The 25,009-nt window shown below is 51.5% G+C and carries 24 protein-coding genes and 2 pseudogenes; 8 read left to right on the plus strand and 18 right to left on the minus strand.

Features of this window, described 5'->3' with window-relative positions; genetic code table 11:
• Window positions 1-10: 10 nt before the first annotated feature.
• The 3 genes from lsrD to lsrA are packed head-to-tail and all read right to left on the minus strand — an operon-like array spanning window position 11 to window position 3,581.
• Complete coding sequence (lsrD, locus tag ACH0VJ_RS20670) at window positions 11-1,012, minus strand: autoinducer 2 ABC transporter permease LsrD (RefSeq protein ID WP_000981826.1); 1,002 nt, start codon at window positions 1,010-1,012, stop codon at window positions 11-13.
• Window positions 1,009-2,052 (minus strand): autoinducer 2 ABC transporter permease LsrC, encoded by a 1,044-nt coding sequence (gene lsrC, locus ACH0VJ_RS20675; RefSeq protein ID WP_000911133.1) that lies wholly within the window; start codon window positions 2,050-2,052, stop codon window positions 1,009-1,011. Before lsrC ends, lsrD begins: the two co-directional genes overlap by 4 nt.
• Window positions 2,046-3,581 (minus strand): autoinducer 2 ABC transporter ATP-binding protein LsrA, encoded by a 1,536-nt coding sequence (gene lsrA, locus ACH0VJ_RS20680; RefSeq protein ID WP_001167248.1) that lies wholly within the window; start codon window positions 3,579-3,581, stop codon window positions 2,046-2,048. Before lsrA ends, lsrC begins: the two co-directional genes overlap by 7 nt.
• 255 nt (window positions 3,582-3,836) lie before the next feature.
• Here lsrA and lsrR point away from each other — a divergent pair, with 255 nt between their 5' ends.
• The 3 genes from lsrR to ACH0VJ_RS20695 all read left to right on the plus strand — a co-directional run bounded on the left by lsrR (window position 3,837) and on the right by ACH0VJ_RS20695 (window position 6,839).
• Window positions 3,837-4,796, plus strand: a complete 960-nt coding sequence (gene lsrR, locus ACH0VJ_RS20685; protein WP_086048310.1) for a transcriptional regulator LsrR — start codon at window positions 3,837-3,839, stop codon at window positions 4,794-4,796.
• An 86-nt stretch (window positions 4,797-4,882) separates the two neighbouring features.
• On the plus strand, window positions 4,883-6,475 hold the full coding sequence (gene lsrK / locus ACH0VJ_RS20690; protein ID WP_000113085.1) for an autoinducer-2 kinase: 1,593 nt from the start codon (window positions 4,883-4,885) through the stop codon (window positions 6,473-6,475).
• A gap of 13 nt (window positions 6,476-6,488) precedes the next feature.
• The gene (locus tag ACH0VJ_RS20695) at window positions 6,489-6,839 is read left to right on the plus strand and encodes a cupin domain-containing protein (RefSeq protein WP_001173081.1); all 351 of its coding nucleotides are present in this window, start codon (window positions 6,489-6,491) and stop codon (window positions 6,837-6,839) included.
• Window positions 6,840-6,928: 89 nt separating this feature from the next.
• On the opposite strand, the pseudogene ACH0VJ_RS20700 reads toward ACH0VJ_RS20695, so the two are convergent.
• The 11 genes and pseudogenes from ACH0VJ_RS20700 to cpxP all read right to left on the minus strand — a co-directional run.
• Window positions 6,929-7,069 (minus strand): annotated as a pseudogene (locus ACH0VJ_RS20700) (CDP-diacylglycerol diphosphatase); the annotation flags it as partial.
• A gap of 51 nt (window positions 7,070-7,120) precedes the next feature.
• Window positions 7,121-7,246: pseudogene (locus ACH0VJ_RS20705) on the minus strand (hypothetical protein); the annotation flags it as partial.
• Window positions 7,247-7,343: 97 nt separating this feature from the next.
• Window positions 7,344-8,066, minus strand: coding sequence for a GntR family transcriptional regulator (locus tag ACH0VJ_RS20710; RefSeq protein WP_001535809.1), 723 nt, complete (start codon window positions 8,064-8,066; stop codon window positions 7,344-7,346).
• A 62-nt stretch (window positions 8,067-8,128) separates the two neighbouring features.
• Complete coding sequence (locus ACH0VJ_RS20715) at window positions 8,129-9,169, minus strand: ADP-ribosylglycohydrolase family protein (protein ID WP_000557884.1); 1,041 nt, start codon at window positions 9,167-9,169, stop codon at window positions 8,129-8,131.
• Between the two features lie 9 nt (window positions 9,170-9,178).
• Window positions 9,179-10,138, minus strand: a complete 960-nt coding sequence (locus tag ACH0VJ_RS20720) for an aminoimidazole riboside kinase (RefSeq protein WP_000646504.1) — start codon at window positions 10,136-10,138, stop codon at window positions 9,179-9,181.
• A 10-nt stretch (window positions 10,139-10,148) separates the two neighbouring features.
• Window positions 10,149-11,483 carry an MFS transporter gene (locus ACH0VJ_RS20725; RefSeq protein WP_000777314.1) on the minus strand — a complete coding sequence of 445 codons (1,335 nt, stop codon included), beginning with the start codon at window positions 11,481-11,483 and terminating at the stop codon, window positions 10,149-10,151.
• Between the two features lie 264 nt (window positions 11,484-11,747).
• Window positions 11,748-12,503: a CDP-diacylglycerol diphosphatase gene (locus ACH0VJ_RS20730; RefSeq protein ID WP_000750756.1), complete on the minus strand. Its 756-nt coding sequence runs from the start codon at window positions 12,501-12,503 to the stop codon at window positions 11,748-11,750.
• 100 nt (window positions 12,504-12,603) lie between these two features.
• On the minus strand, window positions 12,604-13,593 hold the full coding sequence (locus ACH0VJ_RS20735; RefSeq protein WP_000758711.1) for a sulfate ABC transporter substrate-binding protein: 990 nt from the start codon (window positions 13,591-13,593) through the stop codon (window positions 12,604-12,606).
• A gap of 203 nt (window positions 13,594-13,796) precedes the next feature.
• Entirely contained in the window at window positions 13,797-14,759 is a 963-nt protein-coding gene (gene pfkA / locus ACH0VJ_RS20740) for a 6-phosphofructokinase (RefSeq protein ID WP_000591793.1), read from the minus strand.
• A 184-nt stretch (window positions 14,760-14,943) separates the two neighbouring features.
• Complete coding sequence (fieF, locus tag ACH0VJ_RS20745; protein WP_001077320.1) at window positions 14,944-15,846, minus strand: CDF family cation-efflux transporter FieF; 903 nt, start codon at window positions 15,844-15,846, stop codon at window positions 14,944-14,946.
• Between the two features lie 147 nt (window positions 15,847-15,993).
• Window positions 15,994-16,494: a cell-envelope stress modulator CpxP gene (gene cpxP, locus ACH0VJ_RS20750; RefSeq protein WP_001233463.1), complete on the minus strand. Its 501-nt coding sequence runs from the start codon at window positions 16,492-16,494 to the stop codon at window positions 15,994-15,996.
• A gap of 150 nt (window positions 16,495-16,644) precedes the next feature.
• On the opposite strand from cpxP, the gene cpxR reads away from it, so the two are divergent.
• Entirely contained in the window at window positions 16,645-17,343 is a 699-nt protein-coding gene (cpxR, locus tag ACH0VJ_RS20755; protein ID WP_001033731.1) for an envelope stress response regulator transcription factor CpxR, read from the plus strand.
• Complete coding sequence (cpxA, locus tag ACH0VJ_RS20760) at window positions 17,340-18,713, plus strand: envelope stress sensor histidine kinase CpxA (RefSeq protein WP_000580403.1); 1,374 nt, start codon at window positions 17,340-17,342, stop codon at window positions 18,711-18,713. Before cpxR ends, cpxA begins: the two co-directional genes overlap by 4 nt.
• 50 nt (window positions 18,714-18,763) lie before the next feature.
• On the opposite strand, the gene ACH0VJ_RS20765 is transcribed toward cpxA, so the two are convergent.
• The 3 genes from ACH0VJ_RS20765 to sodA all read right to left on the minus strand — a co-directional run bounded on the left by ACH0VJ_RS20765 (window position 18,764) and on the right by sodA (window position 20,550).
• A complete protein-coding gene (locus ACH0VJ_RS20765) occupies window positions 18,764-19,159 on the minus strand; it encodes a nuclear transport factor 2 family protein (protein WP_000133441.1) in 396 nt (131 codons plus the stop codon).
• 11 nt (window positions 19,160-19,170) lie between these two features.
• Window positions 19,171-19,860: a 6-hydroxyaminopurine reductase gene (gene yiiM / locus ACH0VJ_RS20770; protein ID WP_000559225.1), complete on the minus strand. Its 690-nt coding sequence runs from the start codon at window positions 19,858-19,860 to the stop codon at window positions 19,171-19,173.
• 69 nt (window positions 19,861-19,929) lie between these two features.
• Window positions 19,930-20,550: a superoxide dismutase [Mn] gene (sodA, locus tag ACH0VJ_RS20775; protein ID WP_000122632.1), complete on the minus strand. Its 621-nt coding sequence runs from the start codon at window positions 20,548-20,550 to the stop codon at window positions 19,930-19,932.
• 328 nt (window positions 20,551-20,878) lie between these two features.
• Between sodA and ACH0VJ_RS20780 the strand changes: the two genes are divergently transcribed.
• Genes ACH0VJ_RS20780 through ACH0VJ_RS20790 form a run of 3 tightly spaced genes read left to right on the plus strand, consistent with a single transcriptional unit; the run spans window position 20,879 to window position 23,696 of the window.
• Window positions 20,879-21,862, plus strand: a complete 984-nt coding sequence (locus tag ACH0VJ_RS20780; RefSeq protein WP_000812816.1) for a TRAP transporter substrate-binding protein — start codon at window positions 20,879-20,881, stop codon at window positions 21,860-21,862.
• A gap of 18 nt (window positions 21,863-21,880) precedes the next feature.
• A complete protein-coding gene (locus ACH0VJ_RS20785) occupies window positions 21,881-22,396 on the plus strand; it encodes a TRAP transporter small permease (RefSeq protein WP_001091408.1) in 516 nt (171 codons plus the stop codon).
• Window positions 22,389-23,696 carry a TRAP transporter large permease gene (locus ACH0VJ_RS20790; protein WP_000566800.1) on the plus strand — a complete coding sequence of 436 codons (1,308 nt, stop codon included), beginning with the start codon at window positions 22,389-22,391 and terminating at the stop codon, window positions 23,694-23,696. The genes ACH0VJ_RS20785 and ACH0VJ_RS20790 overlap by 8 nt, the downstream gene beginning before the upstream one ends.
• Before the next feature lie 157 nt (window positions 23,697-23,853).
• Here ACH0VJ_RS20790 and ACH0VJ_RS20795 read toward each other — a convergent pair whose 3' ends face one another.
• Window positions 23,854-24,537, minus strand: a complete 684-nt coding sequence (locus tag ACH0VJ_RS20795; protein ID WP_000378719.1) for an oligogalacturonate-specific porin KdgM family protein — start codon at window positions 24,535-24,537, stop codon at window positions 23,854-23,856.
• Window positions 24,538-25,009 lie beyond the last annotated feature (472 nt).

The following is a 25,009-nucleotide window of genomic DNA, read 5'->3' on the forward strand; positions in this document are numbered from 1 at the left end:
CAAAAGGAAATCATGCCTGATGCGCATTGCGACGGCGTGAGTACCATTCAAGGATTTGGTGACGATGCAAACTGACGGAACGACCAACGACAACAACAATGAGAAGCGCACCGGACAATGCGCTGGAAATTTGATTCGGCACTCCGGCCATCTGTAGCCCCTGCTGTAAAAATCCCACCAGCAGCGCCGCCAACGCGGACCCCATAATCGACCCGGAGCCGCCATAAATATTGGCGCCTCCCAGCACAACCGCCGTAATGGCCGGCATCAGGAAAGAGGCGCCCAGATCCGAACGTGCGGAGCCAAAGTAAGAAACCAGTAATACGGCGGCGATCGCGGAGGCGCATCCGGTCATGGCATACACGGTATACAACGTGCGATTCACCGGGATCGCGCTGTACTGCGCGACACGGGCGCTCTGGCCAATCAGAAAAACGTTGCGTCCCATATGCGTGCGATGCATGAGCAGCCAGAAAAACAGACAGCACACAAGAAAAAAAATAAGCGGCATGGGAATACCAAGAAATGAAATATTGGCAAAATCAGTGAACGCTGTGGGAAATCCACCAATACCTTCATAACCCGTGGCGCCAGCCATACCAGATAACAATAATGCGCTACCACCAAATAAATACATGGTTCCCAGGGTAATCACCAACGGGTTTACGCCGGTATAAATAATAAGTCCGGCATTTATCAGCCCACATATTGCGCCGAGTAGTAGGGTAATAATAATCGCTAAAGGTAGCGGCATACCGAGCTGAAACAGCACACCCAGGGTAATCGCGCATAGCCCGATTGTAGAACCAAATGAAATATCCATACCACCGCTGACAATAACCATTGTTAGCGGCAAAGCGACAATACCGATACAAATAAAATCGCTAGTGCTAAAAAGTAAGACATTAATATCTAATAAACGTGGATTAATCAGACCGAAAGCCAGAATTTCAAAGATCAATAAGGCTGCCAGCGCAATTTCCCAGCTATAGCGTCGCCATGGATTCATCATGCCACCTCTTTGTTTTTATTCTGTTGTGCGTGCGTTTTTGCTTCCGCCTGTAGTGGAGTGGGTGGTGATATAAAACGGGCATATTTCTGGCGGCGCAGATTGCGTTGTAATGCGCAACGCAGCCGCCCATCGAATACCAGTACGCCCAACAATACCAGGCCAGCAATAAAATCGTTCCACCAGGCGGGGATACGCAGCAGCACTAACACACTATCGATTTGCGTAAGAAAATAAGCGCCGAGAATAGCGCCGATGACCGTGCCTGACCCGCCTAACAGGCTAATTCCCCCCAATACGCAGGCCGCGATGGCTTTCATTTCCAGCCCCGTGCCGGTTTGATTGGGAATGAAGCCAATCTGCGAGGCAAACACGATTCCAGCCAATGCCGCCATACCGCCATTAAGTGAAAATGCCATGATGCGTACCATCTCGGTACGGACACCCAATTGCCGGGCGCCCTGCAGGTTATCGCCGGTGGCGTAAAAATTGCGGCCAAAGGCGGTTTTCGCCAGGAGCCAGGCCATAAGCAGCGCTAACACCAGGGTAAACCAGCCGATTGCGGAAATTCCCAGAAACACCGGAGCAGAGAGTTGCTTTAAGCCTGCGGGTAATCCTTCAATCCATTTCCCCCCTGTCCATAGCAGCATGATCCCACGATACAAGCCCAGCGTTCCCAGAGTGGCGACAATGGCGGGTATCTTCAACCAGGCAACCAGTACGCCATTAAAAAATCCGGCGACAATTCCTAATATTAGTGTGGCCAGGCAGGCGACCGGCAGGCTATAGCCGGCGTTTAACATCACTCCCAGCAATACCGCGCACATGCCTGTCGTCGAGCCCACCGATACATCAATATTGCGGGTGAGCATTACCATCGTCGCGCCAATCGCCAACAGCATCAAAATTTGCGCGCTACTGAAAACCATTGTCAGCGTTTGCACGCTCAAATACTGGCTATCCAGCGCGCCAGGAAACACGAATAAACAGACTATTGCCAGCAGTGCCGTCGCTTCCCGGTTATTTTGGATGAATTTCAACATGTTGCCTCCGACGCACCATGTTCGCCAAACGCAACGTGCATGATGGTATCAACGTTAATTTCCTCGCCGCATAACGCAGGCCCCCCCAGTTCCCCCTGGTGCATGACATATACGCGATCGGCCATTTGCTCTATCTCTTCCAGATCGGAGGAAATAAACAGCACTGCGACATTTTGTTGCGCGATACTGCGCAACAGCTGATAAATATCGCTGCGGGCGGAGACATCGACACCGCGGGTCGGTTCATCGACAATCAGTAATTGCGGAGAGGCTTCCAGGCATTTGGCAATCAATACTTTTTGCTGGTTACCGCCGGATAAAGTACGCGCCGCCTGTTCGGCATTATTGAGTTTGATATTTAACGCGCGGTGGTAACGTTCAAGGGTGGCGTTATCCCGCTGGGGCTTTATCCAAAATCCTTTTTGGTTGTGGGTCAGCGAACAGACATTCCATGCCAGGGAAGCGTCAAGATACAGCCCGGATGACTGCCGATCTTCCGGCAAATAGACCAGGCCGAGCTGCAACCGCTGTTGGGTTGTCAGGGCGTTAATTTCTTCACCATTGAACAGCATCCGCCCCGCATTGACCGGTCTAATACCGTACAGCGTTTCAGCCAATTCTGTGCGTCCCGCGCCGACCAACCCGGCCAGACCAAGGATTTCGCCTGCCCGCACCTCAAGGTTGATATTCATAAAACCTTCGCCCGTCAGTGACTCCAGCGCTAATACCGTCGCGCCGCGTTCGTTCTGCGGGCGGCTGCCAGGCAATTCCAGCCACAACTTTTGATTCGCGGAAAGACTGACGCCCTGCGTTGCCGGGGTGATAGCTTGAATAATCTCGTCAGTAGAAAGGTCATGCGTTTTTCCGAATAATGCGATTTTACCGTCACGCATCACGCTAACGCAGTGAGCTAACTGTCTAATTTCTGGTAGCTTATGAGAAATAAATACAATTCCGACACCCTTTTTCAGCAACTCTTGCAGACGCGTAAATAACCGATCAGTTTCGGCTGGCGTTAACGACGCCGTGGGCTCATCAAGAATTAAGATTCGCGAGTCGCGCATCAAGCCGCGCATAATTTCAACGATCTGGCGGTCTGCAACATCAAGCGTACCCGCAGCGCTCGCCGGATCGAGTTGGCATCCCATCGCCTTTAATAGCTGCTGCATTTTTTCCGTGGAGGCCTGACGTCCCTGCAAGCCAAACAAGATATTTTCCCGCACAGATAAACTCGGAAATAACAGAGGCTCCTGGGGAACCAGATAAATGCCATACTGGTGCGCCTTCAGAGGCGTTAAATGACTGCAACGCACACCAGCAATATCGATAGTCCCTCCATCTGGCGGGACTATACCGGCAATAATCTTCATTAATGTTGATTTACCCGCACCATTGCCGCCAAGCAATGCGTGCACCTCTCCCGCATGCAGAGTAAAGTCAATTCCCTTTAGTACTTCGACGCCGGAATAACTTTTATAAATGTTCTGCACACAAATCAGAGGGGATGCAGTATTGTGACTGATTTGCATGTTGCCTCCGCTCCCTCAATGTTGACTGACGGGACTGAACAAATGTTTTTTGAAAAAGAAATTGTTCAAAACGGTAGTAGTTATTTGGTCAAAAAACTCTCATCCAGATCACGTTTTCTGAATAAATGAATTTTTAGATGATAAATGTTCAGATTTGGCGCGTTTTTGTGGCGTTAATCACGGTTATTTCGGAGTGATAACTGAACAATTGTGTTAATGATTTAGAAATGTTCAAAGTAAAGCCAGGTTATGACAATGAGCGATAATACGTTGGTATCTGATTATGGAATGTGCGAAGAAGAGCAGGTGGCGCGTATTGCCTGGTTCTACTATCACGATGGATTGACGCAGAGTGAAATCAGCGAGCGTCTGGGGCTAACCCGGCTGAAGGTTTCTCGTCTGCTGGAGAAAGGGCATCAGTCCGGTATTATTCGCGTACAAATCAACTCCCGCTTCGAAGGGTGTCTTGAGTATGAAAATGCCTTGCGCAACCACTTCGCATTGCAGAATATCCGCGTGCTGCCGGCATTACCCGATGCCGATATTGGTCTGCGCTTAGGAATCGGCGCCGCCCATATGTTGATGGAGTCACTGCGGCCACAGCAACTGCTGGCCGTCGGCTTTGGCGAAGCCACGATGACCACATTAAAACGCCTCAGCGGATTTATCTCGGCGCAACAAATCCGACTGGTCACGTTATCCGGCGGCGTGGGGCCGTATATGACCGGAATAGGCCAGCTTGATGCCGCTTGTAGCGTAAGTATTATGCCCGCGCCGCTGCGCGCATCATCGCAGGAAATTGCCTGCACGCTGCGCAATGAAAATAGCGTGCGGGATGTGATGCTCACAGCGCAAGCTGCCGATGCCGCCATCGTGGGGATTGGGGCAATTAACCAGAAAGATCAAGCCAGTATCTTAAAATCCGGCTATATCACTCAGGGTGAACAACTCATGATTGGCCGCAAAGGCGCAGTAGGCGATATTCTGGGCTATTTTTTTGATGCTCATGGCGAAATTATTCCAGACATCAAAATCCATAACGAATTAATTGGCCTGAAGTTAAATTCACTTTCCACGATCCCAACCGTGATTGGCGTCGCCAGCGGCGAACAAAAAGCAGAAGCTATTATTGCCGCTATGCGCGGTAACTATATCAATGCGCTGGTTACCGATCAGAAAACCGCAGGAAAAATAATTCAACTTATTGAAAAATAAAAAATAAAATAACACTTACCTCAATTCAATAAACAATAACTGACAGGATTTTATGTAACGATGTAAAAATAGCCGAGGATAAAAAAATGGCTCGACTCTGTACCCATACTGAATCAGGACATTACCTGATGGCTCTTGACGCCGGTACCGGTAGCGTCAGAGCAGTAATTTTTGATCTACAAGGAAAGCAAATAGCTGTCGGTCAAGCGGAATGGCAGCATCTGGCCGTGCCGGATGTGCCTGGTTCGATGGAGTTTGATCTTGCCAAAAACTGGCAACTGGCTTGCCAGTGTATCCGTCAGGCACTACAGAAAGCCGCCATCCCTGCAACGGCTATCGCTGCCGTATCGGCCTGCTCGATGCGTGAAGGCATTGTTATTTATGACAGTAACGGCGAACCAATTTGGGCCTGCGCTAATGTTGACGCCCGCGCGGCGCACGAAGTCAGTGAATTAAAAGAGCTGCACGATAACACCTTTGAGGAGGAAGTTTATCGTTGCTCCGGGCAAACGCTGGCGCTCAGCGCTATTCCGCGTCTGCTCTGGCTTGCCCACCATCGTCCGGATATTTATCATCGCGCGTCAACCGTCACTATGATCAGCGACTGGATGGCCTTTATGCTCAGCGGCGAACTGGCGGTCGATCCCTCCAACGCAGGCACGACGGGGTTATTGGATCTGGTGACCCGCAACTGGAAACGTAGTCTGTTACAGATGGCGGGCCTGCGTTCTGACATTCTCTCGCCGGTAAAAGAAACCGGGACGCTGCTCGGTCACATTTCACAGAAAGCGGCTGAACAGTGCGACCTGCAAGCGGGTACGCCGGTCATCGTTGGCGGCGGCGATGTGCAGTTAGGCTGTCTGGGGCTGGGCGTCGTACGCCCGGCGCAAACGGCCGTGCTGGGCGGAACCTTCTGGCAACAGGTCGTCAATCTTCCCGCGCCGGTCACCGACCCAAACATGAACGTTCGCATCAATCCTCATGTGATCCCCGGTATGGTACAAACCGAGTCTATTAGCTTTTTTACTGGGTTAACGATGCGTTGGTTCCGCGACGCCTTTTGCGCCGAGGAAAAACTAATCGCTGAAAGGTTAGGTATTGATGCGTATTCCCTGCTGGAAGATATGGCCAGCCGGGTGCCTCCCGGCGCGTACGGTGTGATGCCCATCTTCTCTGACGTTATGCGTTTTAAACGCTGGTACCATGCCGCGCCGTCGTTTATCAATCTGTCTATCGATCCTGAAAAGTGTAATAAAGCGACCCTATTTCGCGCGCTGGAAGAGAATGCCGCCATTGTTTCCGCCTGCAATTTACAGCAAATTGCCGCGTTTTCCGGCGTACAGGCCGACTCGCTGGTTTTTGCCGGCGGAGGATCTAAAGGCAAATTATGGAGCCAAATCCTTGCCGACGTTACGGGACTCACCGTTCACGTACCTGTCGTCAAAGAAGCTACCGCGCTAGGGTGCGCTATTGCCGCAGGCGTTGGCGTGGGTGTCTGGCCATCGCTGGCGGAAACGGGAGAAAAGCTAGTGCGCTGGGATCGGGAGCATAAACCTAATCCTGAAAATTTCGCTGTCTATCAGCAGGCCAGAGAAAAATGGCAGGCCGTTTATCAGGATCAACGCGCGCTGGTCGATGGTGGCTTAACGACATCCCTCTGGAAAGCGCCAGGCCTGTAACAGGAGAATAAGCATGCAAAAAACGAATGAGAAGAATCATGAATACCGCTTTGGCGATAATGGCCCTAAATACTTAATCCGTGGGCCGGGCTGCGATATGGGCGTCGTCATACTACAACCAGGGCAGTCATTCCCTAACCATCGCCATAATACCGCTTGTGAGATTTTTTATACCCTAAGCGGTGAAGTGTGCCTGTATCTGGAAGGAACACCTCATATCCTGCAAACTGGAGATGTTTTACAGTGCGAACCTGGGGAGGCGCATTATCTCATTAATAACGGTGATAACCCCTGGAAAGGCGTGTTTATTAAATCGCCGCATCTGGAAAATGACAGCCACCCCGCAGATCCACCGGCCTGGTAACGCCCGCGCCATCGCCAGATTTTGCCGGATAGCGCCACAAGAGCCTTGTCCGGCCTCCAAACGGCATTCGTTAATGCAATATCAAGCTGTCATTTGATGACCTGTTGGTTCAAGATATCACACTGATGATCCTGAATTTCCTCGGCAGAAGCGCGATTGAAGGTCAGTAAATTACGCTCGGTCGCCAGCAGGACAAAAGAGCCATCGCTTTGGCGTATCACCGCCAGCGCGATACATCACAGCATCCCCGCCCGCGCAGGAACTTTCCCTGGTCCCATCGCCACCACAGCAGCAAAAAATAGCAGTGCGGTCATAAACTCCGGCAGTAGCGAAGTCGCCCACAGAAGGATAGTAACGCCAACCATGATGAAAGGAAGAAACAGAGGATGGGGCAACCAGAGCGACATACCTGTCTCCTGACGATTTTTTCAGCAAGAATACGACGGACAGTCAGGCAGGTAAACGCCATATATAGTGGGGTTATCGCAGGATTAAGTGGACAAATCAGTGATAATGAATTTCACCAAAGTATTCAGACAGCACGTAATAGCGGCAATACTCAAAAGGGCTGTCCTTCCCGGCCTGAAACGTCTGTCTGGCGACGGATAACAGCGGTTTATTGGCGGCGATTTGCAATTTTTCGCACAGGTCAGCGGAAGGTAAAATCGCCTCAACTTTTTCTATCGCCGAGTCGCTTGTGACGTTTAATAACGAATAGAGCGACGTATGCTCCAGCGCCTGCGGTGTGAGTTGCAGATCGGGAAAGAAGCTAAGATCGAGATAGATCTTTTCATGGTTAAACGGACGGTTATTCAGGCAACGAATACGCGAAATATAGAGATAGTGATGCTGTGCGGGCAGGCTCAAGCCGTCTGCCTGAGCGTCGCGCGCGCGGCGCGGCGCGATTTCCAGAATACGGTTCTCAATCGCCACGCTGGCGTCCTGGAGATCGCGGGTAATACCGCGAAACGTGTGCCCGTAGCTCACGCCTTCCGGTACCGAGCACACCACCGAACCACTTCCGCGCTGGGAGGAAATAATGCCCGCATTGATTAATTCGCTCCAGGCCTGTTTAACCACAATCAGCGAGACGTTGTAGGCTCTGGCAATCTCTTTTTGCGTCGGCAGCTGGCTGCCTAAAGGCAGGGATCCATTTTGAATCTGCTGACAGATGATAAAAAATAGTTGCTTATAAAGCGGAGTAAAGCTCGTTTTATCAACCTGCAAGCTGCGCACCTCACGTCTTCGCCAGCAGGGGACGTTTTACCGTCCCCGGCAGGGTGAAGTCGCTACCCTGCGATTTGCCTGGCCAGTTCTGCCAAATCGAAATGATTCATACGATCCAAAGTCGTTAAATAATCGGCGGGAAAAGCCTCCACGCCATGGAATGCGCCGGAAATCGCCCCGACCATGGTGGCGACAGTATCAGTATCATTGCCGATATTAACGCCGGAGATAATAGCATCTACGGCAGAATTCGGACAACACGCGAACAGGCCAAAGGCCGCCGGCACCGCTTCACTCACGTGCAGCCCGGAGCCAATAATATCAGCAAGTTCCACCACCGCCGTTTCCCAATGGCGATGACGTTTACCGATATCTACGGCCAGCTCAATGCGTCGGGCAACGGAAGGCCCGGCGACCATCATCGCCCCTTGCTCCTGCGCCAGCAGATAGCCCCTTTGCGCACCGTAAATACCGGCGGCAATAATGCTGTCTGCATTGGTCTGCGCTCTTAACGCCTCGCTGGTTGCCGCCGCCATCGCCGCTGCGCCGGACATCGCCAGCACGTTATTATGGGTAAAGCGGCAAATCTGTAGCGCGCATTCAATCGCCGCGTCAATATCACCCGGGTGCAGCACCGCCGCTGGCCAAATCTTCATGGCGGCGCCGTTCGTTGCCTCCGCGTTACCCTTATTAATAATCTGTACCGACTGTTTCTCGCCTTCCAGCTCACCCTGTAAAGAGGCGCGGTTATCATTGAATATTGCCTTCATTGCCGCACGCGTCGTCGGGCCGGTAAAGTTGGCGTAGTACGGGTAATCCAGCCACTGCTGGAAAGCCTCGCGCATCGCCTCGTCGCTGACCTGGCGTTGATGGCGCAGCAGCGCATCCATGATGTACTTCGCCTGAATAAAATCATCCGTGCACATCCCCGCTTCGTTGCAGCGGCCAAACGTGTCCGCTGGCGGTTTTTGAAAGGTCGTCACCCAGCCGCCAAAATAGTCTTTTATTTGCTGCTGGGTGCGTACTTCCGTCGCGGCTCCCATCGCGTCCGCGGCGGCGGCGCCCACCAGGCATCCCAGTATTTTGTTTTGATCAACGTGCATGATGACTCCTTATTTCACGGTCATGGCTTGTGCCAGCGAATGGCTGGACAGAAAAGTGTTGAGCTGCTCAGGAAACGGCAGAGCGGTCATTGCGCCTTTTGCCGTCACCGCCATAGCGCCGCAGGCATTGGCATTGCTGATGGCTTCCGCCAGCAGGGCATGATCCCAGCAATTTGCGCGGGAAAGGGTGAACAGCAGGCCGCCGACAAAAGCATCGCCTGCCCCGGTGGTATCGACGACATCGACGCGTGGTGCGGGAAAATGGAACTCCCCCTCGGCGGTAATCAACAGCGCGCCATCGGCCCCTAGCGAAATGATCGTGGTGTCACAGCCCAGATCGCGCAGGTAATAACGCGCATCCTGCCAGTGACTGGCCCCGCTGAGCTGGCACAGCTCATCTGCCGAGACTTTGCAGATAGAAGCCAGCGCGGCGGACCGGGCGATCAGTTCAGGGATTTCATCAGTATTGCGCCACATCTTGCTGCGTAAGTTGACGTCGAATAACACGTAGCCACCGGCTTCTCGCATGCGTCTCGCCCCTTCCAGACATGCTTCGCGAGCGGGACTGTCGGTGAGGCCAATTGAGCTGAAGTAAAACCATTCGTACTGCCTGAACGGCGGCAAATCCTGCGGCGAAACGTAGGTATCAGCCCCCGGATGCACCAGATAGGTAAAGCTGCGTTCCCCGTCAGCCGTCAGGTTGACGATCAGCACCGCGCTGGTCAGGTCCGCATCCAGCCTTAGAAACGTGACATCCACGCCGTTATCCTGAAAAACCTGGCGCAGGAAGCGGCCGGCGTCATCGTCACCAAGACAGCCAATAAAACCGCACTCTCCGCCCAGCCTGGCAACGCATACCCCCACGTTCGCCGACGCTCCGCCGGGGCATTTCAGATAGCTGTTCTGTTTTTCCGGCACCAGGTCAACGGAGGCATCGCCGATAACCCAAACCTTATTCATGGCCTTCATTTGCGCCTCCTTATGCCTGTTTCTGCGCCAGGGCAAGCTGAATATCACGATAATATTCGTTGTTAATCAGATACTTTTTCATAAGCAGCCCAACCGCAAGGTGAAACAGAGCCGGAATGAGCGTCATCATCAGCGCAATACCGGTGAGCGAACGCGCGCTCTGTTCAACATCGGCCTGATAGCCAAAGTGGCTCAGCAGGAATCCGAGTATCCCGCCCGCGATCCCCATCCCAAACTTCTGGAAGAAGAGGATGCCGCCAAACGCCAACCCGGAAACGCGCAGACCGGTTTTCTTTTCTCCGTAATCCACCGCTTCGGCGATAGAGGACCAGAACACCGGCATTTGCATATCGCAGAAGAAATTAATAAGAAAATAGAACGCAAACGCCAGGATAAGATTTTCACGCCCGACGGAGAAATACATCAGCGCGCTCAGGATAAAGGTAATAATCTGGGTGTAGCGGAACATCTTAATTTTGTCCCAGAACTTGGTTATCCAGGTGGTAGCGATCATCGCTAAAATAGAGGCAACGACGCCGGTAGTCAGGAAGGGTGAAATCAGGCTATCTCCGCCGTTCAGATAATACTTGGCGTAATAAGCGGCAACGGAACCGCGAATAACATAACCGCACATCAGCAGCAGAATAACAACGCCGAGAATAATCCACTGATCGTTACGTAACAGATATTTAAACTGTTTCCCCACCGATAGCGAGGTAATTTCCGGCTCGCTGCGTTCACGCGTGGTAAGAAAACAGAAGATAAACAGTAAGGCGCCCATCGCCCCCATCAGCCCCATCGAAAACTGGTAACCCAGCGCCTTGTTGCCCTGCCCCAGCCAGACGGCAAGCATCGGTACGACGATAGTCACCAGGAAAGCGGCAATCTTAGTCATCACAAAACGATAGCCGTTGGCGCTTAACCGTTCGACGGGGTCGCTGGTAATGACGCCAATCATCGAAATATAGGGAATGGTGATCGCAGTATAGACCAGGGTCATAAGAATATAGGTGCCATAGGCCCACGCCAGCTTGGCCATATAAGCCATGTCAGGCGTAATAAACATCAAATACACGGCGAAACCAAAAGGAATGGCAAACCACAGCAGCCACGGGCGATAACGTCCCCAGCGCGTATTCAGTTTATCGGTCAGAACCCCCATGGCCGGATCGATAATGGCATCAATCATCCGCACAACCACAAACAGTACGCCAACATCAGCGGCGCTCAGGCCGTAGATATCGGTATAGAAATAGGCGAGGAGCAGCTGCATGGCGATAATCACAACGTTTATCGCCATATCTCCCGCGCCGAAGCCGATTTTTTCCACGATAGAAAGTTTCATGTTGATATTCCTTTACGCTTAGCAGCGCAAATCTGGTGAACAATTAATGATGTCACTACATGAAATAAAAACGTTTTTATAAATAAGCCGCCTGTCCGACACGCAATGGAGGCTATGAAGAGAGTGTAACCATCCTCAAAAAGATATAAAGGTATACCTTTATATCTTTTGATCGGTTTCACATATTTTTATAGACACGATCTTACCCCGGTTTTAAACCGGGATAAGAATCAATAAGATAATGAGCAGGGGGTGTAACGAAAATCAGCGGGAAGACAAAATGGCGCAACTATGGTCCTGAATCTCTTCCGCCGATGCGCGATTGAAGGTCAGTAAATTACGCTCGGTCGCCAGCAGGACAAAAGAGCCATCGCTTTGGCGTACCACCGCCAGCGCATAGCGTCCCATATGATCGCGCGCTTCCGGCACCTCTTCCGCCAGCATCATAAACGGACTACGCTGCGCCAGCTCGCTCTCGGTTACCCGGCGCGCCAGGTATTCATGCCCCATCAGGTCGCCCGGTAGCGGAAGCCAGCGAGTGCTGATGCGCGTGAGATCGTTATCCAGTTGCTCCCGAACGTCAGGACGGATGCAAGAAATATGGATATGCAAATGGTCCTGTGAACGACCAAGCCGCGAATTAATCGCCAGCGAGACCGCGCTATCCGGAATATCATGCCCGTATTTTTTACTCATATAACCGCGAGCCTGCCAGGCCAGCCAGAAAAAGTTGGGCGTAGCGGGTTCCAGCAATAGCGGGCTTTCTGTACCGTTGATACGGTAGGTGGGCATCAATAAATATTGCAACGGACCGTGACGATCTTTAAAGACGACATAGCCGGCGCGAGGTTTGACTTCCGCGCAAGGCGCTGGGTTTTGATGCTGTAACTGATCGGGCAGGCACTGTTCAAGCACGATTTCCCGTAATGCATCAGGGTTGCCGGAAAATTTCCAGTAACCGACGCCCGCCGCGGCGACAATCACTATCACCGCCAGTAAAAAGTAGCCTGTTTTTTTCATGATATGCGTTCCCTGTGACCCATAGACGGGGAAGAGTAACGCAAAATTGTGGCAAAGAAAAAACCCGGTAACATAATACGTTACCGGGTTTATAAACGGTTTAGCGTTTGCTAATTTGGTCGAACGTACCGCCATTAGCGAAGTGATCTTTTTGCGCCTTCGCCCAGCCGCCAAACACCTCGTCAATGGTGAACAGCTTCAGCTTCGGAAACGCATCGTCGTATTTTTTCGCCACGTCAGCATCGCGCGGACGGTAGAAGTTTTTCGCTGCTATCTCCTGCCCTTCCGGCGAGTAGAGATACTTCAGGTAGGCTTCCGCTACCGCTTTGGTGTCTTTCTTTTCCACCACTTTGTCGACCACGGAAACGGTCGGCTCTGCGAGAATAGATTCACTCGGGGTCACTATCTCGAATTTATCTTTACCCAGTTCATTCGTCGCCAGTAGCGCTTCGTTTTCCCAGGCAATCAGCACATCACCGATACCGCGTTCAACGAAAGTATTGGTTGAGCCGCGCGCGCCGGAGTCCAGCACTTCAACGTTTTTAAACAGGGCTTTGACAAAGTCCTGCGCTTTGGCCTGATCGTTATTGTTGTGGTGCAGGGCGTAGCCCCATGCCGCCAGATAGTTCCAGCGTGCGCCGCCAGAGCTTTTCGGGTTTGGCGTAATCACCGACACGCCCGGTTTAATCAGATCGTTCCAGTCATGAATTTGTTTTGGATTGCCTTTACGGACCAGGAAAACGATGGTGGAGGTGTAAGGTGCTGAGTTATCCGGCAGACGCTTAATCCAATTTTTATCGATACGACCACGTTCCGCAATAGCGTCCACATCGTAAGCCAGCGCCAGCGTCACGACATCGGCTTCAATGCCGTTAATAACGGAAGTCGCCTGTTTACCCGAACCGCCGTGCGATTGACGGATCACGACGTTGTCGCCGGTTTCCTGCTTCCAGTGCGCGCTAAACGCTTTGTTGTACTGCTCGTACAGCTCACGCGTTGGATCGTATGATACGTTAAGTAACTGAATATCCTTTGCCAGAATGCTGGTTGACGCCAGCAATAATGTGAACCCCACGCCCCACTTTTTCATCGCCCGACTCGCTTATGTTGTGTTGTGATGAGCAAAGCGTGCCAGAAAGAGATCCAAACATTAAAGAATAAAAAAAGATTGGCTATAACTTCGAGGAATAAATCTGAGGGATTGCCGGATGGCGGCTAGCGCCTAATCCGGCCTACACGTTTCTGCAACCTGTAGGCCTGATAAGCGTAGCGCCATCAGGCGCGCAAAAACAATCAGTACAGTTTTTTCGCGCACTCCATCCAGTCGCTTTTGAACGGACGCTTCATGTTTTCAATCGCATCGATGATGTCATGATGAACAAGCTGCTCGTTCTGGATACCGACACAACGACCGCCATGGCCTTCCAGCAGCAGGTCAATAGCATACGCGCCCATACGGGAAGCCAGAATGCGATCGTAAGGTACCGGGGAACCACCGCGCTGAATGTGGCCGAGCACCGTCGCACGCGTTTCACGGCCCGTTTCTTTTTCAATAAAGTGCGCCAGCTCGTCAACATCACACATATGTTCGGTGATAGCGACGATAGCGTGTTTTTTCCCTTTCGCGATCCCGGCTTTGATTTCCGCCACCAGATCCTCGCGATTAAATTCAACTTCCGGCACCACGATAAACTCACAGCCGCCAGCAATAGCCGCCGCCAACGTCAGGTCGCCGCAATAACGGCCCATCACCTCAACGATAGAGATACGCTGGTGAGAAGAGGAGGTGTCACGCAGACGGTCAATCGCTTCCACTACAGTGCCGAGAGCAGTGAAATAGCCGATAGTGTAGTCGGTGCCTTTGATGTCGTTATCGATAGTGCCTGGCAGACCGATGCACGGGAAGCCCATTTCAGTCAGACGTTTTGCACCCATATAAGAACCGTCGCCGCCAATAACTACCAGCGCATCGATACCGCGTTTTTTCAGGTTTTCGATCGCGACAGCGCGAATATTTTCGTCACGGAATTCCGGGAAACGGGCAGAACCGAGGAAAGTACCGCCACGGTTGATCATGTCAGATACGCTGTAACGGTCAAGCTGAACCATACGATCTTCATACAGGCCCAGATAGCCGTCATAAATGCCCATGACTTCCAGCCCTTCCGTCAACGCTGCGCGCACAACACCGCGGATTGCCGCGTTCATGCCCGGCGCATCACCGCCGCTTGTCAACACACCGATTTTCTTAATCATGACTACCTCTGAACTTTGGAATGCAAAATGAAATCTATTGCCGGAAGCCGATTTCGCACTTCGAAACGATCCAACGAATATACAGATAGTATAACAATCCCTTCCTGCTGAATTGATTCAGGTCAGGCCAAATGGCGGTAATTTATACACAAAATGCTGGCCTGGCTCACTTTTTAACAATCAATTATACAAGCTCGAACTTCCTGCCTTCCCTGGGAACGACTGAACAGGGATCCTGATGAATAATGACATCTGAACCCGGAAAACGCTGTAAAATCGCCTGCTCTACCTGGTCAGCCACAAAATGCGCCTGAACGAGCGGCAGATTATCTTCCATTTCCAAATGAATCTGAATAAAGCGAGTCGGCCCTGACTGCCGCGTGCGGAGATCGTGCGCGCCGCTGACTCCCGGCCATGACGTCACGATATCAATAATTTCCTGTCGTTCCGCATCGGGCAGCGCGCGATCCAATAATGACTGCACCGCCTCATACCCCATACGTAACGCGCTATACAAAATATAGATGCCGATACCTAACGCAAACAGGGCATCCGCACGATGCCAACCGTACCAGGATAACCCCAGCGCGATAAGAATCGCTCCGTTCATCATAACATCAGACTGATAATGAAGCATATCCGCCCGTACCGCCTGACTTTGGGTCTTGCGTACCACCCAGCGCTGAAACGTGACCAGTATAATAGTGCATATCAGAGCGATGACGGTAACGCCAATCCCCACGCCGGGGTCGTTCATTGGCGTCGGCTTAATCAGATTCTGAATACTGGTCAAAAACAGAAACAACGCCGAACCGGAAATAAACATACTTTGCGCCAGCGCCGCCAGCGACTCCGCTTTACCGTGCCCAAACGTGTGTTCATCATCTGCGGGTTGCAGCGAATAACGCACGACCAACAAATTCGTCAATGACGCGGCAATATCCACCAGCGAGTCCACCAACGCCGCCAGAATACTCACCGATCCCGTATACCACCACGCAAAAATTTTGATCAAAAGTAACGCTGATGCCATCGCCGTTGCCGCGATAGCCGCCCGGCTAACCAGCCGTCCATAGGTTTGATTCATAAATACTCCCGCTATCTTCTGCCGGTAGTATAACGGATGGTTTAAAACAGTAAGCTAATAACAGAATGACAAACTGGAGATAAAAAAAACCCCCACATCATGTGGGGGAAGACAGGGATGGTGTCTATGGCAAGGAAAACAGGGTTGTTACTGGGAACGTGAGTTGCTACTACTCAATAATTTCAACGATGAACTTTTTTGCCATTGCGCCACGTCGCGCAGTTGCTCCATTCGTTGCTGATGCTTTTCATTCAAAACCGCTTGCTGCTCCGGCGTTAACAGGCGATACATCTGGTTACGCACGCGGGCCATTTCGACCTGGCGGGCAACCTGCTCTTGCGCCATTTTTTCTGCCTGAGCGCGCACAGCGCTTTCATCAAATTTTTCTGCGGTGACAAGCCGATGCATTGTCTCCATTTCGCTAACATTAACAGGAGGCTGTTCGTGCCTTGCCTGTTGCATAAGATCTCGCATCTGCTGACGCTGATGTTCGGTTAAACTTATGCCGTCAAACATATGATTTTGCGCGCTACGCTGCGTGGCCCCGTCACCGGGGTGCCAGTTATCGCTTGTAACAACTTCAGCTGCGTGGCTTAAAAAACTGAATGCCAGCGTTGAGGCCATAACAGCAGCGGTAACTTTGCGCATCGCTTGCTCCCAAAATCTTTTCTGTCGCGATTCAACGAGAGACAGTTTACGATTCGGGCTGCAAACATGCGTCAGGGGGTGTAAAACAACGTAAAGTCATGGATTAGCGACGCCTGATGACGTAATTTCTGCCTCGGAGGTACGTAAACAATGAATAAAATCCTGTTAGTTGATGATGACCGAGAGCTGACTTCCCTGTTAAAAGAGCTCCTCGAAATGGAAGGCTTTAATGTCCTGGTGGCCCACGACGGCGAGCAGGCGCTTGAGCTTTTGGATGACAGCATCGATTTACTTTTGCTTGACGTCATGATGCCGAAGAAAAACGGTATCGATACGTTGAAAGCGCTTCGCCAGACACACCAGACGCCTGTCATTATGCTGACCGCGCGCGGCAGCGAGCTGGATCGCGTTCTCGGCCTTGAGCTGGGCGCGGACGACTATTTGCCCAAACCGTTTAACGACCGCGAGCTGGTAGCGCGCATCAGGGCTATTTTGCGCCGTTCCCACTGGAGCGAACAGCAGCAGAGCAGCGACAACGGCTCGCCGACGCTGGAAGTCGATGCGCTAAGCCTTAATCCGGGCCGCCAGGAAGCCAGTTTCGATGGTCAAACGCTGGAGCTGACCGGTACGGAGTTCACCCTGCTCTATTTGCTGGCGCAACACCTCGGCCAGGTGGTTTCCCGTGAACATTTAAGCCAGGAAGTGCTGGGTAAGCGCCTGACGCCGTTCGATCGCGCCATTGATATGCATATTTCTAACCTGCGCCGCAAACTGCCGGAACGCAAAGACGGTCACCCGTGGTTTAAAACATTGCGTGGTCGCGGCTATCTGATGGTTTCCGCTTCATGATAGGAAGTTTAACCGCGCGCATCTTCGCCATCTTCTGGTTGACGCTGGCGCTGGTGCTAATGCTGGTACTGATGTTGCCCAAGCTCGATTCACGCCAGATGACCGAGCTGCTGGACAGCGAACAGCGCCAGGGATTGATGATAGAGCAACATGTAGAAGCTGAACTTGCGAACGATCCGCCCAACGACCTGATGTGGTGGCGTCGCCTGTTCCGCGCGATCGATAAGTGGGCGCCGCCTGGACAGCGGTTATTACTGGTGACCTCTGAAGGACGCGTGATCGGCGCTGAACGCAGCGAAATGCAGATCATTCGTAACTTCATTGGTCAGGCGGATAACGCCGATCATCCGCAGAAGAAAAAATATGGCCGCGTAGAGATGGTGGGGCCGTTCTCCGTTCGTGACGGAGAGGATAATTACCAGCTTTACCTGATTCGACCGGCCAGCAGTTCGCAATCCGATTTTATTAATCTGCTGTTTGACCGCCCGCTCCTGTTGCTCATTGTCACGATGCTGGTCAGTTCGCCGCTCTTGCTATGGCTGGCATGGAGTCTGGCGAAACCGGCGCGTAAGTTGAAAAACGCGGCTGATGAAGTGGCGCAAGGCAACCTGCGTCAGCATCCGGAGCTGGAGGCGGGTCCGCAGGAGTTCCTCGCCGCTGGCGCCAGTTTTAACCAGATGGTGACGGCGCTGGAACGGATGATGACCTCGCAGCAGCGTTTGCTGTCAGACATCTCCCATGAGCTGCGAACGCCCCTTACGCGCCTGCAACTGGGTACCGCTCTGCTGCGTCGTCGTGGCGGCGAAAGCAAAGAGCTGGAGCGTATTGAAACCGAAGCGCAGCGTCTGGACAGCATGATCAATGACCTGCTGGTGATGTCGCGTAACCAACAGAAAAATGCGCTGGTCAGCGAAACGATGAAAGCCAATCAGCTATGGGGCGAAGTGCTGGATAACGCCGCCTTTGAAGCCGAACAGATGGGCAAGTCGTTAACGGTAAATTATCCGCCGGGGCCGTGGCCGCTCTATGGCAACCCAAACGCGCTGGAAAGCGCGCTGGAAAATATTGTTCGTAATGCGCTGCGCTATTCACATACGAAGATTGAAGTCGGCTTCTCGGTGGATAAAGACGGTATTACGATCACGGTCGATGACGACGGGCCGGGCGTCAGCCCTGAAGACCGCGAGCAGATCTTCCGTCCGTTCTATCGCACTGATGAGGCGCGCGACCGCGAGTCTGGCGGCACCGGGCTGGGGCTGGCGATTGTCGAAAGCGCCATGCAGCAGCACCGCGGCTGGGTGAAGGCTGACGATAGCCCGCTGGGTGGGTTGCGGCTCACGCTGTGGCTACCGCTGTACAGGCGAACCTAAAAACCATCGGCCTGCGAATGCAGGCCGATTTTTTATCTCGCCGTCGAGATTTACCGGGAAATGTCCGGCGCCAGAATCCACTCAGCGCTGTCATTCCACACGTCCATCCGGGTAATTTTGCCATCGCGCACTTCGAAACGGTCAATAAAGCGGTTATCGGCAAACGGGCGACCGTCGGGCCATTCGCCATACAACGTACCGTTGGAATAAATCACAACGTAATCATCATGCTGCACCGCATCAAACTCGCCCAGCGCCTTCTTCACCCACTTGTAGCGAGCGCCGTTAAACTGCGCGATATCTGCCGCGCCCGCCATCGCCCGGCCTCCGGTGAAGGTAATTTTCACCTCCGGGTGCATATACGTTGCGGCGCGTTCAGCATCGGGAATCATCGAGGCCACCAAAAATTCTTTTACGATCGCCACCGCATTTTCAGCTTCAGTCATAATCCTTCCTTTCATTTTGGCGGAGTTTTATCCCCCCACAGTCGTCTGGCGCTATCTTCAATTTTGCCGCTCAAACGACGCTTTTGCATGGTGCGGCTCCAGCTCGCCGACAGCCCGGCGGCGCTCAACAGCCGGTGATATTGTTCGTCATCAAACGGCATAGACCAGGCGATAACACCCGCTTCATGAACCGAGACATCGCTCAGACGCGACGCCAGTTCCAGCGGCGCATCGCTGGAGACCTTACCTGGCGCAATGACCCGATACAGCCAGCCGGTTTTTCCGCTGTTCTGCATAAGGAGGGCCATGTCGCTGATGGCAAAGTGGAAATTAAGTTTAAAGCATGGAGAGCGCGGCTGAGTGACCTGGATCAACGCCTCGCCCCAGCGGTAGATGTCGCCAATAAACACGTTGTGTTCGGTCATTCCGTCCGTCGACAGATTCTCGCCAAACGCCGGGGCGCAAAACAGCGTCGCCTGCTCGGGGAACTGGCGAATCCAATCAGCATAGTGTTCGCGGGGGTAATGGCATAGCGCGCGGTCGGGGCCGCCGTGGATTTTCTTTTCGGCCTGCTGATCGCCAGCCAGACCGAGCTCGGTCAGCATGAGTTCGCCGTCGATTTGCACCTTGGCGATAGCGCTCGGGCGGCTGCCGTCATAGTCACGAATTTTGCCAATAAACACGTCAACCGGATAATGCATCTGCTGCTCCTTACGCGGATACAAAAAAAGCGAGTCATCAGACTCGCTTCTACAGACGTGCAATGCAAATTATTTTTTAGCGGCGAAACGCGCTGCTGCTTCGTCCCAGTTCACCACGTTCCAGAACTCTTTGATGTAGTCCGGGCGGCGGTTCTGGAATTTCAGATAGTAAGCGTGTTCCCATACGTCCAGACCCAGGATCGGGAAGCCGGAAGCGCCGGAAATGGCTTCACCCATCAGCGGGGAATCCTGGTTTGCGGTAGAAACCACAGCCAGTTTGTCGCCTTTCAGCACCAGCCACGCCCAGCCGGAGCCGAAACGGGTTGCTGCTGCTTTTTCGAATTCAGCTTTGAAGTTGTCAACGGAACCGAAGTCACGCTCGATAGCCGCTTTCAGATCGCCCTGCAGAGTGGTGCCTTTTTTCAGCCCTTTCCAGAACAGGCTGTGGTTAGCGTGGCCGCCCGCGTTGTTACGCAGCACGGTTTTTTTGTCCGCTGGCACCTGATCCAGTTTAGTAATCAGTTCTTCAACCGGCAGGTCAGCAAACTCAGGCAGGTTTTCCAGCGCCGCGTTAGCGTTGTTGACATAGGTTTGATGGTGTTTGGTGTGGTGAATCTCCATCGTCTGCTTATCGAAGTGCGGTTCCAGTGCATCATAAGCGTACGGCAGGGATGGCAGTGTATAACTCATAATCATCTCCATTATTGTCGAGCGGCACAGTGTTAACGCCGCGTAAGCAGTTGGTTCATTATAGTTAATTAAATGATATTGAAAATGATTATCAATGCCGTACTTTTTCCAGGGTTATAAACGTTACGGCATCCGCTGAAAAAAATCGTTTTTTACGCCTCCAACCGAAACCGCCTGTTGATGAATTCCTGGAAATCATGAAATGTGAAACAGGGTTTCAAAATCTTTCTTTTGGTGCCAAATTTTGTCAGCGGTGGCAAAATCAAGAAGGTTATAATTTCACCATGCAATTACATTCCCGGTAAATTATTACAATTGCGAGGGAATTATGAAGCAACCTGGTTTTATACGTCTGGCTACGTTGGCCTTACTCTCCACACTCTCTTTCTTCTCCCACGGCGAAACCATTTTGCGCCTGGCCTACGCTGAAAATAGCCAGCCGGTAAAAGATGCGTTGCACTTCCTGGGGCAGCAAGTTGAAGAGAAAACGGGCGGCGATATCAAAGTACAGTACTTCCCGGACGGACAGCTTGGCGGCGAGCGCGAACTGGTGGAGTTGACGCAGGTCGGCGTCGTCGACATCACTAAAGTGTCGTCCGGGCTGATGGAGAGTTTTTCGCCTGAGTACGGCGTGTTCTCACTTCCCTACCTGTTTGCCACCGTCGATGAATACTACCGCGTAATGGATAACCCACAGGTGATGGAGCCTGTTTATCAGTCCACCGCCGCGCAGGGGTTTGTCGGCGTAGGCTGGTATGATTCCGGCGCGCGTAATTTTTATATGAGCAAAGCGCCGGTTAAACGCATTGAGGATTTACGCGGGAAGAAGATCCGCGTCATGCAGAGTGAGACGGCGATCCAAACTCTCAAACTGCTGGGCGCTTCGCCCATCGCCATGAGCCAGGCGGAGGTCTATACCTCGTTACAACAAGGCATTCTCGACGGCGCGGAAAACAATGAGTTCGCTCTCACCATCGCCCGCCACGGCGAAGTCGCCCGTTATTACACCTACGATATGCACACCCGCATTCCCGATATCCTGCTAATGAGTACCCTCACGCTGGAAAAGCTGACGCCGGAACAGCAGCGCATCGTCGAAGCCGCCATCAAGGCGTCGATCGAATTTGAGAAAGCCGCATGGGACAAGGAAATAGAGAAAACCAGGCTGGCGGCGGTAAAAGATTTCAACGTTGAATTCTACGAGATCGACAAAAAACCCTTCCAGAAGGCAGTACAGCCTATTTACGACGGCCTGAAAAACAAACCGCGGCTTTACGGGCTGTATCAACGTATCCAGACAGCAAAAAATTAATCTAATCAGGAAATTAAGATGAACACATTCAGAAAAGGACTTGATTTATTGCTGGGCGCTATCTGTTGCCTGGTGCTGGCGATAATGGTTGGCATCGCCTGCTGGCAGGTGGCGAGCCGCTACATTCTGGGCGTTCCCAGCACCCTTACCGAAGAGATGCTGCGATTTCTCCTGGTGTGGGTATCAATGCTGGGCATGGCTTTTGTCGCCGGTCAGAAACAGCATATCAGCCTGACTCTCTTACTGGATAAGGTATCGCCGACGATTCGCGGCTGGTGGGATATTATTCTGCAGGTCATTTTTATCGCATTTTCCATTTGGGTATTGATTATCGGCGGCTTAAAGATTTCTGCGATTTCTATGCTGCAAATCTCCCCTGCGCTGGGCATTCCGATGGGGAAAATTTATTACGCACTCCCCTGCGCGGGCGTACTGATCATCCTCTATGGGCTGCTGAATATCGTTGACGCCCTGAAAGCTATCCATTCCGCCACGGATACCACTGAGCACACTCTGGAGAAATCACATGATTGACCCTATTTTTGCGTCCTGTACGCTAATTGCCGTCTTTGTTGTTTTACTGGCCATGGGCGCGCCTATCGGGATCTGCATCGTTATCGCCTCTTTCAGCACCATGATGCTGGTACTGCCTTTCGATATTTCGATGTTCGCCACCGCGCAAAAAATGTTCTCCAGCCTGGACAGTTTTGCCTTGCTGGCCGTGCCGTTCTTCGTTTTGTCCGGGGTGATCATGAATAGCGGGGGAATAGCCGCCCGGCTGGTCAATTTTGCCAAACTGTTTACTGGCAAACTGCCCGGCTCGCTCTCTTATACCAACATCGTCGGCAATATGATGTTTGGTGCTATTTCCGGATCGGCGATTGCCGCCTCAACCTCTATCGGCGGCGTGATGGTGCCGATGAGCGCGCGCGAAGGTTACGATCGCGGTTTTGCGGCCGCGGTGAATATCGCCTCCGCGCCGACGGGAATGTTAATTCCGCCCACCACGGCTTTTATCCTTTATGCGCTGGCAAGCGGGGGAACATCGATTGCCGCTCTGTTCGCCGGCGGTCTGGTTGCGGGTGTGCTGTGGGGCGTTGGCTGTATGCTGGTCACGCTGGTGGTCGCTAAGCGTCGAAATTATCGGGTTTTCTTCACCGTCCAAAAAGGCATGGCGCTAAAAGTTGCCGTTGAGGCCATTCCCAGCCTGCTGCTGATCGTGATTATCGTCGGCGGCATTGTGCAGGGGATTTTCACCGCCATTGAAGCCTCCGCGATTGCCGTGGTGTATACGTTATTGCTGACGATGGTGTTTTACCGCACGCTGAAAATTAAGGATTTGCCTTCGATTTTGCTCCAGACAGTGGTAATGACCGGGGTCATCATGTTCCTGCTGGCAACCTCTTCGGCGATGTCCTTCTCAATGTCGATCACCAATATTCCTGCGGCGCTGAGCGATATGATCCTCGGTATTTCCGCCAATAAACTGGTTATCCTGTTAGTCATTACCGTCTTTTTGTTGATTATCGGCGCATTTATGGATATCGGTCCGGCCATTCTGATTTTTACCCCGATTCTGCTGCCGATCATGGCTAAACTGGGCGTCGATCCGGTGCATTTCGGCATTATCATGATCTATAACCTGGCGATTGGCACCATTACGCCGCCAGTTGGCAGTGGTTTATATGTCGGGGCGAGCGTCGGTAAGGTCAAAGTTGAGGAAGTGATTAAACCGTTGCTGCCTTTTTACGGCGCGATTATCGGCGTTCTGTTATTAATTACCTACATTCCGGAAATCACACTGTTCTTACCCCGTCTACTGGGCATCATGTAAGCGCATAGTTTCCTGCACATCTCGTTGCCGGATGGCGATTCGCGTCTTATCCGGCCAACGCACGATAATAATTATCCGCAGGTCATCACCAGGTAAAAAAAACCGGCTACCTATAAAGTAGCCGGAAAAGGGAATAAATAATAAACAGGGATAATGATTAGAATGTGTAGCCTATACCCACGCGGAAACGGGTTTGTCTTTCATCGCTGTTGCTATTGACGGAAACATTACCTACCTCAACGAATGGCGACCATTGATCAATAATATAGGCAGTTCTGAAGTTATATTCATAGTTATCTTTGCCACCATCGTAAAGATCATATTTATCAGCTTTCTTATAAATTCCTTCGATTGTCCAGTCAAAGTTTTTCCATTTATAACCCGCCCAGACATCCATACGATTGATGGTATCATCATCACGGATATCAGAAGAACGGCGTACATATTCAAAACGATAGCGCGCACCAACCCACCAGCTTTCATTTAATGTCCACGTCGCGCGGAAGTAAGGCTTATAGGTAGAGTAACCGTTGCCTGTTTCCAGCACGAAACCCGGTTGCCAGGCGACATCACCGGTTTTAAATTGGTAGCTTATCGTATATTCGTTGCCCTGTGTTTCCAGGTCATTAAACGCTTTATTGGTGTCATCCCCGCCTGATTTTGAGATAGCTTCTATCGCAAAACCAACACCATTCGCAAACCGATGAGAAATATACGCACGGTCATAGTTAGCTTTACTGTCATCAAGATATTCATGACGAACATCGACATATACTGCATGCGCATTTGTTACAACAAGAGGTAATAGTAAGAAAAGAGATTTTCTCATAACAGAATCCATTTAATTTAAAATTAAAACGTTGTTTCATGTCAGACCATTACAACCATAATACGCAATGTGAATGGCGACAATATAGACAAAGATCTTTAATTTAAAATTGGGATAATGTTCAAAAAGCAAAATAAAATAAATGAAATTCATATTCGTCATATAAAATAAAAATCAAAACTCCATCAACAACGCCAATATAGGGATTTCCTTATATTTATATTTCATTGATTCCTAACGTTAATTTCAATATATTTAAATTGTAAATACAAATAAAACAACTAAATAATTACTGTATAACTATCCTTTTATCAAACGGTAAGTCAGACTATTCCCATTATGTGATCTCACGCAGCGTTTTCTTTGCATTGCTGCCAGCTAAGTCGTTTCGTGTCGTTATGATGAAGGTATTTTAGAAAACAAATATTACCCACTGATTTAAATAACATCCAGACGGTCACGATGCGCTCCGACTTTTTTAAAA

This window comes from Salmonella sp. 2020_1459 (genome assembly GCF_043847915.1).
In the GTDB taxonomy this organism is placed as follows: domain Bacteria; phylum Pseudomonadota; class Gammaproteobacteria; order Enterobacterales; family Enterobacteriaceae; genus Salmonella; species Salmonella enterica.

Coding starts and splice junctions, on each gene's coding strand:
- cpxA (WP_000580403.1), top strand. CDS start 17,340: ATGATAGGAAGTTTAACCGCGCGCATCTTCGCCATCTTCTGGTTGACG.
- ACH0VJ_RS20730 (WP_000750756.1), bottom strand. CDS start 12,503: ATGAAAAAAACAGGCTACTTTTTACTGGCGGTGATAGTGATTGTCGCC.
- sodA (WP_000122632.1), bottom strand. CDS start 20,550: ATGAGTTATACACTGCCATCCCTGCCGTACGCTTATGATGCACTGGAA.
- fieF (WP_001077320.1), bottom strand. CDS start 15,846: ATGAATCAAACCTATGGACGGCTGGTTAGCCGGGCGGCTATCGCGGCA.
- lsrR (WP_086048310.1), top strand. CDS start 3,837: ATGAGCGATAATACGTTGGTATCTGATTATGGAATGTGCGAAGAAGAG.
- lsrA (WP_001167248.1), bottom strand. CDS start 3,581: ATGCAAATCAGTCACAATACTGCATCCCCTCTGATTTGTGTGCAGAAC.
- ACH0VJ_RS20695 (WP_001173081.1), top strand. CDS start 6,489: ATGCAAAAAACGAATGAGAAGAATCATGAATACCGCTTTGGCGATAAT.
- ACH0VJ_RS20780 (WP_000812816.1), top strand. CDS start 20,879: ATGAAGCAACCTGGTTTTATACGTCTGGCTACGTTGGCCTTACTCTCC.
- lsrK (WP_000113085.1), top strand. CDS start 4,883: ATGGCTCGACTCTGTACCCATACTGAATCAGGACATTACCTGATGGCT.
- ACH0VJ_RS20715 (WP_000557884.1), bottom strand. CDS start 9,169: ATGCACGTTGATCAAAACAAAATACTGGGATGCCTGGTGGGCGCCGCC.
- ACH0VJ_RS20795 (WP_000378719.1), bottom strand. CDS start 24,537: ATGGATTCTGTTATGAGAAAATCTCTTTTCTTACTATTACCTCTTGTT.
- ACH0VJ_RS20785 (WP_001091408.1), top strand. CDS start 21,881: ATGAACACATTCAGAAAAGGACTTGATTTATTGCTGGGCGCTATCTGT.
- cpxR (WP_001033731.1), top strand. CDS start 16,645: ATGAATAAAATCCTGTTAGTTGATGATGACCGAGAGCTGACTTCCCTG.
- cpxP (WP_001233463.1), bottom strand. CDS start 16,494: ATGCGCAAAGTTACCGCTGCTGTTATGGCCTCAACGCTGGCATTCAGT.
- ACH0VJ_RS20725 (WP_000777314.1), bottom strand. CDS start 11,483: ATGAAACTTTCTATCGTGGAAAAAATCGGCTTCGGCGCGGGAGATATG.
- pfkA (WP_000591793.1), bottom strand. CDS start 14,759: ATGATTAAGAAAATCGGTGTGTTGACAAGCGGCGGTGATGCGCCGGGC.
- ACH0VJ_RS20765 (WP_000133441.1), bottom strand. CDS start 19,159: ATGACTGAAGCTGAAAATGCGGTGGCGATCGTAAAAGAATTTTTGGTG.
- ACH0VJ_RS20790 (WP_000566800.1), top strand. CDS start 22,389: ATGATTGACCCTATTTTTGCGTCCTGTACGCTAATTGCCGTCTTTGTT.
- ACH0VJ_RS20735 (WP_000758711.1), bottom strand. CDS start 13,593: ATGAAAAAGTGGGGCGTGGGGTTCACATTATTGCTGGCGTCAACCAGC.
- yiiM (WP_000559225.1), bottom strand. CDS start 19,860: ATGCATTATCCGGTTGACGTGTTTATTGGCAAAATTCGTGACTATGAC.
- lsrD (WP_000981826.1), bottom strand. CDS start 1,012: ATGATGAATCCATGGCGACGCTATAGCTGGGAAATTGCGCTGGCAGCC.
- ACH0VJ_RS20720 (WP_000646504.1), bottom strand. CDS start 10,138: ATGAAGGCCATGAATAAGGTTTGGGTTATCGGCGATGCCTCCGTTGAC.
- lsrC (WP_000911133.1), bottom strand. CDS start 2,052: ATGTTGAAATTCATCCAAAATAACCGGGAAGCGACGGCACTGCTGGCA.